An 8,857-nucleotide genomic window follows, 5' to 3' on the forward strand; every position below is an offset into this window, starting at 1 on the left:
GACACATGTTTCTTTGCCGTTTTATATCGCTCTATTGTACCAGGTGCAAAATCTTGACCTACCAATTTTTCAGCTTTCTTGTTATGCTCTTCAAAAATTTCCAATAGCATCTTGCTATTGGAATCTTTCCCTAGATATATATCTCGTAGCACTGTAGCGGTAAATGGTTTTTCCTCGGAGATCAGGCGTTGTTCTATAGTGTACATTCTATTTTTAATCGTAGTAATGTGTCTATTGATCTCCTGGGACTCTGGGGAATTGCCTCTGGCCATACTGGTTTGGGCATTCCAATTTTCTATGAGTATTTTTCGTTGAATACTGAGCTCAGCGCGCTTGCCGTTGACAGTTATCCGGAGGTAAATGTTGGCGCGACCAGCAGCATCGGCCTTACTTTTTTTGATGTAGAAGAGAAGTGAGAATGAATTTTTCATCGCGGTGTCAGTTAAATTTGCTATGAAAGTACAAAAAAATAAACAAACCACTTGAGTTGTAATGCACTAATATACAGTTATTTGCCGCGCATTCGGTGTCAGTTAGTAGGACGTTTTAGTGACACCGAATTAGTCCCTTTTTATTTGATATTAGATGCTGTTTTTTGCAATTGTAGAAAATGAAAAAACCCGCTAAACATTGTGTTTAGCGGGTTTTGGTGAGATTTGTTGATCTCTTGGCGGAGAAAGAGGAACTAACCATATTTTTTTAAACGTAGGGTTTACAGTAGGTGAGGAGCGGACAGTATTTTATACGCACCGAATTACGCACCTATTTTAAAAATTCTAACATTTTCAAGTGTTTTGAGGTTTTTTTAATTTAATTCAGAGAACAAAACGATCGAATTCTCAGAATTGCCCACATTTTTTTTTTGAAGTCAAACTAATTGATCTCAATAACATCACATATATGGATTGAGGTAGCATCAATGGGTTTCAAAACGGTATCACGAGATTCTTCGATTATTTTTATATTCTCAAAACCAGGATAGATATTTTTAAATTGAACAGCTTCCCCTTTATCATTTTTTCCTTGTAAATCATACCTAAAAACAACTTTTGTCCCCAATGGGGCATAATAATAGACAATCCAAGCATCAGATTCTCTCAAACCAATACAGCCATTAGAAGAAGCTTTTTCTAAAGTTGCTTTGTTTGTCGTAGGATGGATAAGTTGGCCTATACTACGACCATTTATAGCAGGTTCTATCCACGGAATAGCGGGTAAAGCGGTTAATATTCCATCATCTCGATAGGTTTTTTTATATTTATGGTTATTTACGGGGTTCATAAATATTGGGTTTTTATTTACCCGTATTATCTCACCTATTCCTGGCATTGTTCTCATATCTACCTCTCTTTTGGCCATAGCCAAATACCTTTTGTTGTTTTTTCCGACCCTCACAGGAAACTTATAAATTTCTTTACCTTCTTGAATTATGCGTAGCCTAAATTCCGGAATATTCAAATCTAAATAAGTATTGCTTAACTGTGTTTTTAGTTTCTGCGTCTGTATAGAATCTGGAATAAATAAAATCTGATCTTTTTGCAAAGCTATCAAGGATTTTGAATCTTCATTAAAAATCCCTTTATCCATTAAGTAATAATAGTCCGTATGTGCCAGAGTATCCAAAATCCAATTGTTGTGGTGCACAATAATATATTCATCAATCGGGTATTTGTAGGTTTGATTATGTGCTGCAACAATACTGTCCATCCATTTAAAATAGGAGTGAATAGGCACGTTTTTATTAATGACTATTTCAATAGGTAAAGTTTTTTCATCTTGTTCTATAGTGGCAATTGGAAACTCTTTCTTCTCATTTGGATTACTTTCTTTACTATTTACTTTATTACTATTTATGCAGCTTACAACTAAAAAGGGGAGAACAAAAAATAAAATATTTTTCATCTGTTTAATTTATTATTTTTTAAGAAAGATATGAGTATTCATCTTCATTTAGGTATCTATCTATGATTCTAAATTGGCCTATCAGAGTCTTATTGAATACTCCAAATACATAAGTTCTGAATTTGAAGGCTCATCGCTTGTTTGTCAATTTTTCTTAGCAACACTATTTATTTTATTTTATAATTTCATCCTTAGATTTTACTATCTGGATTTATATATTCAAAACAGGAATGTAATTTTCGTGAAATTAAGATGAAGAGATATTATCAAAAAGAATAATTTTCTAAATCAAATATCAATCAAAAAATCTGGACAATAAATTGGAATAATAAAGAAAACAAATAATAAAAATAAAATAGCCCAAAGCACCCACATCAAAAGTGGAAAAGTAATCAGCCCTGCTTTGGAAGTTGGTGGACGCAAGGAGTGCGCAATTAATCCGTGAATTCCAAAACTCAATACCAAAAAAATAAGCGTTGAAACAATGAGCAAAAAGCTTTTGGAATATGATTCTTTCGTAATGAAAAGTAAGATACCTAAAGCGATCGCTAATACAATTATAATACTAAAAATACGTCTGGCCATTTTCTGTTTTTAAGTTCATATTTTATTTTAAATGGAATATTCCATAATTTTTCGCATTAAAACTTAGTAGCGGTATTTTACCATAAGATTCCATTCGCTTAACTAAATCGCGATGGAGCAAATTGGAATGATAGACATCACTTTTTCGTTCAAGCATCGCAATGAGGTCTGCGTTAGCGTTTCCAAAGTACACCCGCAAGGTATTAAAAGCATCGTCTGAATATAAAATAACCAATTCAAGATTAGGATAGTCAATAAAGTTATTGATCTTATCTTCAATGTTTTTCTTTTGGCCTTTTTCAACAGCCTCTTCTAGTGGAAATACATGTACAATTTTAATTTTCGCATTATAGGGTTTTGCGATTTCTACCAATACATTGATGGCGCCAATATCTTCCTCTTCAAAATCAGAAGCATATAGTATTGTCTCAATTTTTGTATCTACTGAATCGCCTGGAACAGCTAACACTGGACAAAAACTTTTTTTAATAAGATTTTTAGCAATACTGCCCATAATAATTTCCCGTATTGCACTCATACCGTTAATTCCTATAATAATTATAAAGGCATCAATAGCATTGGCTTTTTCAATTATACCATTAACAATAGATTTGCTCTCAATAGGTTTTATTTCAAAGTTTAATTCTGCCGCATCTTTTTTTAAGACATTTTCGCAAAACGCTTTAAGTTTCACGTTGTGCTTTTTGAAAGCATCGCCTTCAATATCTGGAAATGGGTCTTCAGCTTTAAAGCTTAAATCGTCTAACAACGTGGGATAATCAAAAACATGAACCACCACCAATTTGGCTTCCATTTTTGTGCTCATGCTATGAGCATATTTTAAAGCTAATTTGGAGTTTTCTGAATAATCTGTGGCGTAAAGGATTGTTCTCATAAGACAGTTGTCATTTCAATTATAAATCAAAATTATACATTCAATAGTGGGCATCAAATGACCTGGGTCATTTGATGCAATTTACCGCTAGGGTACATTTACATTTTAAAAAAATAATATTATGGAATCTATAAACAAAAAGGATCTTCTTTGGATGTATCGGGCTATGAAGACCTCTCGATACTATGAGGAAAGAATGGAAAAAGCATATTTGGAAGGTAAGCAGCCCATATTTAACATTGGCGCTGGGCCTGTGCCAGGAGAGATGCACTTATCTAATGGTCAGGAACCAGCTGCGGCAGGTATGATTGTCCATCTCACACAAGACGATACCGTTTCGGCAACACACCGCCCGCACCACCAAGCCATTGCAAAAGGTGTTGACCTTAAAAAAATGACGGCAGAAATTTATGGTAAAAAAACGGGGCTGGGTAAAGGAAAGGGAGGACATATGCATTTGTTTGACCCTAAAGTAAAATTTTCTTGCGGTGGTATTGTAGGAGGCGGTATTCCGCACGCCGTTGGTGCTGCTTTGGCTAACAAAAAGAAAGGAACCGATTGGGTTGCTGTTGCCTTTATTGGTGAAGGTGCTGCCAACTCGGGAGCCTTTCACGAATCATTGAATCTGGCGGCTTTATGGAAATTACCCTTTGTGCTGGTCGTTGAAGATAACGGTTGGGGAATTTCCGTGTCTGAAAAAAAATCTACCAGTGTAGCATCGAACGATTTGCGAGCATCTGCCTATGGCATCAAGGGTTATCATGTAAAAGATAATGATCCATTAGAAATGTACAAAGTAAGTAAGGAAGCAGTTGAAAGAGCCAGAAAAGGAGAAGGGCCTTCCATTATAGAAATAGAAACTTATCGTTTTTTAGGACATTTTCAAGGCGATCCGGAGTTATATCGACCAAAAGATGAGGTGGCCGGTTTAAGAGCTAAAGACCCAATTGAGCGACTGAAAGCGCATTTAATAGATGAAAACATGATTACAAGTGAAGCATTAGACAGTCTTGAGCGTGAAATATTTCAAGAAGTAGATGCTGCTTACCAATTTGCAATACAGAGTGAATATCCAAATCCTGAAGCCGCATTGGAAGATGTTTTTTGCTAGTGTCTCTTTCAATTTCTCAAACCTTAAAATGATTTAAAATGGAAACAACAGAAAAAATAAAAAAACTAACAGGCAGTAAAGCAATGATTCAAGCTTTAGAGCAGGAAATGAATCGCGATGAAACTATTTTCATAATGGGGGAGGACATAGGAAAGTATGGAGGAATATTTGGATCGACGACTGGATTGTTTGATACATTCGGTGCTGAAAGAATAATGGATACTCCTATTTCTGAAACAGGATTTATAGGGGCAGCCGTTGGTGCCGCTGCAGAAGGATTACGACCTATTGTAGAATTAATGTTTGTAGATTTTCACGGGGTGGTAATGGATCAAATTTACAATCACATTGCCAAAATTCACTATATGAGTGGTGGCCAGGTTAAGTTGCCTATAGTACTGTTAACAGCAGTTGGCGGTGGGTATAGCGATGCCGCGCAACACTCCCAAACATTATATGCAAGTTTTGGGCATTTGCCAGGTTTAAAAGTAGTTGCGCCCACCTTTCCGAAGGATATTAAAGGAATGCTGATTTCAGCTATAAGAGATGATAATCCCGTAGTCTTTATGTTTCATAAAACATTGCAAGGATTGGGATGGATGGATCAAATAGAAGCATCTCTTGGACCGGTACCCGAAGAAGCGTATACCATACCATTAGATAAGGCTAATGTTGTAAGGCAAGGAACCGATGTTACCATAGTAGGCGCACAAATGATGACGGTTGAAGCCTTAAAAGCTGCTTCTGAATTAGCCAAAATGGGAATAGATGCCGAAGTGATTGATTTGCGGTCTATCAAGCCTATCGATAAAGCAACCATTCTGAAATCGGTTGCGAAAACCGGTAAGTTAGTTGTGGTAGATGAAGATTACTATTCTTACGGAATTACAGCTGAAATTAGTGCCATTGTCGCTTCAGAAGGATATCAATATTTAAAAGCCCCTGTGATTCGTTTGGCAATTCCAGACGTACCAATTCCTTATAGCCGTGTGATGGAAAAATTTGTAATTCCTGATTCGCAGGATATTGTAAATTCAGTAAAAAAATTAATGACAGCATAGTTATGGACAATTTAAGAAATATTGTCCTTCCTGAAGAACTGGGAGAAGGAACAGAAAGTTCAATTATCATGTGGTACAAAGAACCCGGGGATACTTTTGAAGAAGGAGAAACATTGGTAGAAGTACAAACCGAAAAAGTGGCGTTTGAAGTACCAGCGCCTTTTGCTGGAATCTTGAAAGAAATAAAAGTGAAACGAGGGGAAACAGCTAAGGTGGGCCAAGTTATCGCTACAGCAAATTAATTGATAAATCAAACAATAGTATGAGCGATTTTAGATACAGACCCGCAGGGCTATATATATTTGAGGCGGAATGGCAAGACCTTTATTTACTTACAGAGCATTGGAAATCTGATATATTGTTTTATGCAGATGATTTGAAGTTTTTGCGCCATCTTATCGATAAGTATTTCATATGGATAACAAAGAAAGAGAATATTGATGTAGTGAGAGAAGCTGAAGTTAACCTCATGGAAGCCGATAAACAATGTGCTTCACTTTTGAATAGAATAGACATTCATTTAACTCATTTGGCGGAATTAATTGACGACCCCTTTAGGTATGATTCTCATTTGTTTAGATCCGAACACGGAACCCTTGAGGATGACCTCACTAATTTTCGTAAAATCGTCCGACAGAATAGAAAGGATATTCTTACAATCACTGAACAAGTAATTGATAGTGAGAAATTTATGGACAAGATAATGAGCAAATAGCTTTTGTTTTTTTAAATAGCGCTTTATATTTTTTTCCAGATGCCATGGGTACTGGTAGCACAGCCACGGAGTTAAGATCGATTAAGTTTGTTAGAGGCCAAATCAATTTATAAATCTGCTTTCTACAATTATCAATTATTAATAGGAAAAGAATAATAAATATAAAAATGAAAAAGTCGAAGTGGATATTGCTCGGTGCTATAATTATAGCTTTTGCGGGCTATTTTATCATTAAACCAAAACTATCAAACCAAAAGCTGAACTATACCTATACGACCTTGGAAAAAGGGAATATAGAATCTGACGTATCCAGTACAGGTACTGTAGAGGCTATTAATACTGTGGAAGTAGGTACCCAAATATCGGGTACCATCGATAAAATCTATGTGGACTACAACGACAAGGTAAAAGCGGGTCAACTTTTGGCAGAAATGGATTTAAAATTACTGAATGCTACTTTGAGCAATGCACGGGCAAATCTAGCAGTAAGTGTGGCGCAATTGAATCAGGCTAAAGATCTATATGATAGAAATAAGATTTTATTCGAAAAAAATGTCATTTCTGAAAAGGAATATCTCACCTCAAAATATACCTACGACCAATCCCTTAGTGCAAAGGAAGCTGCAATTGCATCTGTTCAAAATACCATAGTCAATATGGGATATGCACATATTAAATCGCCAATTAACGGAACAATAACCGAGAGAAGCGTAGAGGAAGGGCAAACTGTAGCAGCTTCCTTTTCAACCCCTACCATGTTTATAATAGCTGAGGATCTTTCAAAAATGCAAATTCTCGCAGATGTAGATGAAAGTGATATAGGATATATAAAAGATAGTATGCAAGTACGTTTTAGAGTGCAGACCTATCCTGAGAAAGAATTCTATGGTAATGTAAGTCAAATTCGTTTACAGCCAATTGAGATAAATAATGTGGTCAATTATCAGGTAGTAGTAGATGTTGATAATCAAAGAGGGTTGTTATTACCTGGGATGACGGCTAATCTTGAATTTATAACAGCTACTGCTAAAAACGTACTGCTTATTAATAATTCGGCACTACGTTTTAGGCCCAATGAGGCCATGTTGAAAGAAATTAAGCCGATTTTGGAAGAAAAAGCTAAAAGGTTGCCCGATACGCTGAAGCAAAGATTTCTTACTGCTATTAGCAGTGACGCTATTTATACGTCAGCTAGTTTTAAGAATAATCTGCCTTCAAACGTAAATGGATTCTTCTTTCAAAATGAAAATGGAGAATTAAACTTCAAGTTTATTGAAATTGGAATTAAGACAGGTTTGCAGTCGGAGATCATACGGTTTCTCGACGGTTCCGAATTAATGGAAGGCATTAAGGTTATCAATGGTATTAAATCAAAATAATAAGATGCCTATTAAGAAAGTTATAGAAACCAAAAAAGTTAGTCGTGTATTTAAAAATGGCGATATAGAAGTACATGCACTTACTGACGTTGATCTAACTATAGAAGAAGGGGAATTCGTTGCAATTATGGGGGCGTCAGGTTCAGGCAAATCTACCTTTTTGAATATTTTGGGTTGTCTTGATAAGCCCACTTCCGGGGATTATTTTTTAGATGGAGTACATGTAAATAATTTGAATAAGAACCAATTGGCAGATATCAGAAACCAAAAAATCGGATTTATTTTCCAAAGTTATAATCTCCTCTCACGTACATCGGCATTAGAAAATGTAGAATTACCACTTGTGTATGATAGAACGGGGAGATTTTCAAATTCCAAAGAACTTGCTATACAAGCACTGAGGCAGGTAGGTTTAGAAGATCGTATTCACCATAAAACCAATGAACTTTCCGGTGGGCAACAACAACGTGTGGCCATTGCCCGAGCTTTGGTAAATGATCCTGCTCTTATTTTATCTGATGAGGCTACAGGAAATCTAGACAGTAAAGCCAGTATTGATATAGCCGATTTGTTTGTACGCCTCAATAATGAAGGAAAAACAATTTTAATGATCACCCATGAGCCTGAGATTGCACAGTTCGCCAAAAGGATGGTCTATATGAGAGACGGTCGCATTTTAACCGATGAAATCATCAAAAATCGTAGCACAAAGGAAAGTGCCTTAAAGGATTTAGAATTAACCAGTTGATAATACAGGTACATGAACCAATTCTTAAAAATATTCAAAGTTGCTTTTCAGGCAATCAACAAAAATAGAACCCGTAGCGTTCTTACTATGTTGGGTATTATTATTGGTGTAGCGGCAGTTATAATGACTATTTCGGCAGGGGAAGGGGCTACCTTACAAGTTCAGAACCAAATATCGGGGTTAGGAACGAACTTATTAATGATAAGAACAAAATCTGAGCACAAAGCAGGTATCGATGTGAGAATGGGGCGGCCAATTGACGATAAGGATCTTAACATTTTACAAAAAAATTCGGTTTGGATGTTAAAAATATCACCAATGGTAGCAATAGGAGCACAGGCTATTGGACCAGATGGATATAAAGCTACAACGGTTTATGGTGTATCCGAGGATTATTTTGATATCACTAGTAGAGACTTAAATCTGGGTAATTTTTTTACTGAAGAAGATGTAAAAAGGGC

The 8,857-nt window shown here is 36.0% G+C and carries 9 protein-coding genes and 1 pseudogene; 7 read left to right on the forward strand and 3 right to left on the reverse strand.

Going from position 1 to position 8,857, the window contains the following annotated elements; genetic code table 11:
* From VKY47_RS08720 to VKY47_RS08730, 3 genes and pseudogenes are all read right to left on the reverse strand, one after another.
* A pseudogene (locus tag VKY47_RS08720) lies at nt 1–431 on the reverse strand (Arm DNA-binding domain-containing protein); the annotation flags it as partial.
* A gap of 442 nt (nt 432–873) precedes the next feature.
* Nucleotides 874–1,902, reverse strand: a complete 1,029-nt coding sequence (locus tag VKY47_RS08725; protein ID WP_324312071.1) for a L,D-transpeptidase — start codon at nt 1,900–1,902, stop codon at nt 874–876.
* Nucleotides 1,903–2,509: 607 nt separating this feature from the next.
* On the reverse strand, nt 2,510–3,382 hold the full coding sequence (locus VKY47_RS08730) for a universal stress protein (RefSeq protein WP_324312072.1): 873 nt from the start codon (nt 3,380–3,382) through the stop codon (nt 2,510–2,512).
* Between the two features lie 121 nt (nt 3,383–3,503).
* On the opposite strand from VKY47_RS08730, the gene VKY47_RS08735 reads away from it, so the two are divergent.
* The 7 genes from VKY47_RS08735 to VKY47_RS08765 all read left to right on the forward strand — a co-directional run.
* Nucleotides 3,504–4,493 carry a thiamine pyrophosphate-dependent dehydrogenase E1 component subunit alpha gene (locus VKY47_RS08735; RefSeq protein ID WP_324312074.1) on the forward strand — a complete coding sequence of 330 codons (990 nt, stop codon included), beginning with the start codon at nt 3,504–3,506 and terminating at the stop codon, nt 4,491–4,493.
* Nucleotides 4,494–4,531: 38 nt separating this feature from the next.
* The gene (locus VKY47_RS08740) at nt 4,532–5,554 is read left to right on the forward strand and encodes an alpha-ketoacid dehydrogenase subunit beta (RefSeq protein ID WP_324312075.1); all 1,023 of its coding nucleotides are present in this window, start codon (nt 4,532–4,534) and stop codon (nt 5,552–5,554) included.
* A 2-nt stretch (nt 5,555–5,556) separates the two neighbouring features.
* Nucleotides 5,557–5,796, forward strand: coding sequence for a biotin/lipoyl-containing protein (locus VKY47_RS08745; RefSeq protein ID WP_324312077.1), 240 nt, complete (start codon nt 5,557–5,559; stop codon nt 5,794–5,796).
* 20 nt (nt 5,797–5,816) lie between these two features.
* On the forward strand, nt 5,817–6,269 hold the full coding sequence (locus tag VKY47_RS08750; protein ID WP_324312079.1) for a hypothetical protein: 453 nt from the start codon (nt 5,817–5,819) through the stop codon (nt 6,267–6,269).
* A gap of 167 nt (nt 6,270–6,436) precedes the next feature.
* A complete protein-coding gene (locus VKY47_RS08755) occupies nt 6,437–7,648 on the forward strand; it encodes an efflux RND transporter periplasmic adaptor subunit (RefSeq protein ID WP_324312081.1) in 1,212 nt (403 codons plus the stop codon).
* A 4-nt stretch (nt 7,649–7,652) separates the two neighbouring features.
* Nucleotides 7,653–8,396, forward strand: coding sequence for an ABC transporter ATP-binding protein (locus VKY47_RS08760; RefSeq protein ID WP_414731219.1), 744 nt, complete (start codon nt 7,653–7,655; stop codon nt 8,394–8,396).
* 12 nt (nt 8,397–8,408) lie between these two features.
* A partial coding sequence (locus VKY47_RS08765; protein ID WP_324312083.1) for an ABC transporter permease occupies nt 8,409–8,857 on the forward strand: 449 nt, incomplete at its 3' end.

The organism is Xanthomarina sp. (assembly GCF_035306705.1).
Lineage (GTDB): Bacteria > Bacteroidota > Bacteroidia > Flavobacteriales > Flavobacteriaceae > Xanthomarina.

Bases quoted from the DNA above. Each gene is read 5' to 3' on its own strand.
- VKY47_RS08755 (WP_324312081.1), top strand. From the start codon at position 6,437: ATGAAAAAGTCGAAGTGGATATTGCTCGGTGCTATAATTATAGCTTTT.
- VKY47_RS08735 (WP_324312074.1), top strand. From the start codon at position 3,504: ATGGAATCTATAAACAAAAAGGATCTTCTTTGGATGTATCGGGCTATG.
- VKY47_RS08750 (WP_324312079.1), top strand. From the start codon at position 5,817: ATGAGCGATTTTAGATACAGACCCGCAGGGCTATATATATTTGAGGCG.
- VKY47_RS08730 (WP_324312072.1), bottom strand. From the start codon at position 3,382: ATGAGAACAATCCTTTACGCCACAGATTATTCAGAAAACTCCAAATTA.
- VKY47_RS08745 (WP_324312077.1), top strand. From the start codon at position 5,557: ATGGACAATTTAAGAAATATTGTCCTTCCTGAAGAACTGGGAGAAGGA.
- VKY47_RS08740 (WP_324312075.1), top strand. From the start codon at position 4,532: ATGGAAACAACAGAAAAAATAAAAAAACTAACAGGCAGTAAAGCAATG.
- VKY47_RS08725 (WP_324312071.1), bottom strand. From the start codon at position 1,902: ATGAAAAATATTTTATTTTTTGTTCTCCCCTTTTTAGTTGTAAGCTGC.
- VKY47_RS08760 (WP_414731219.1), top strand. From the start codon at position 7,653: ATGCCTATTAAGAAAGTTATAGAAACCAAAAAAGTTAGTCGTGTATTT.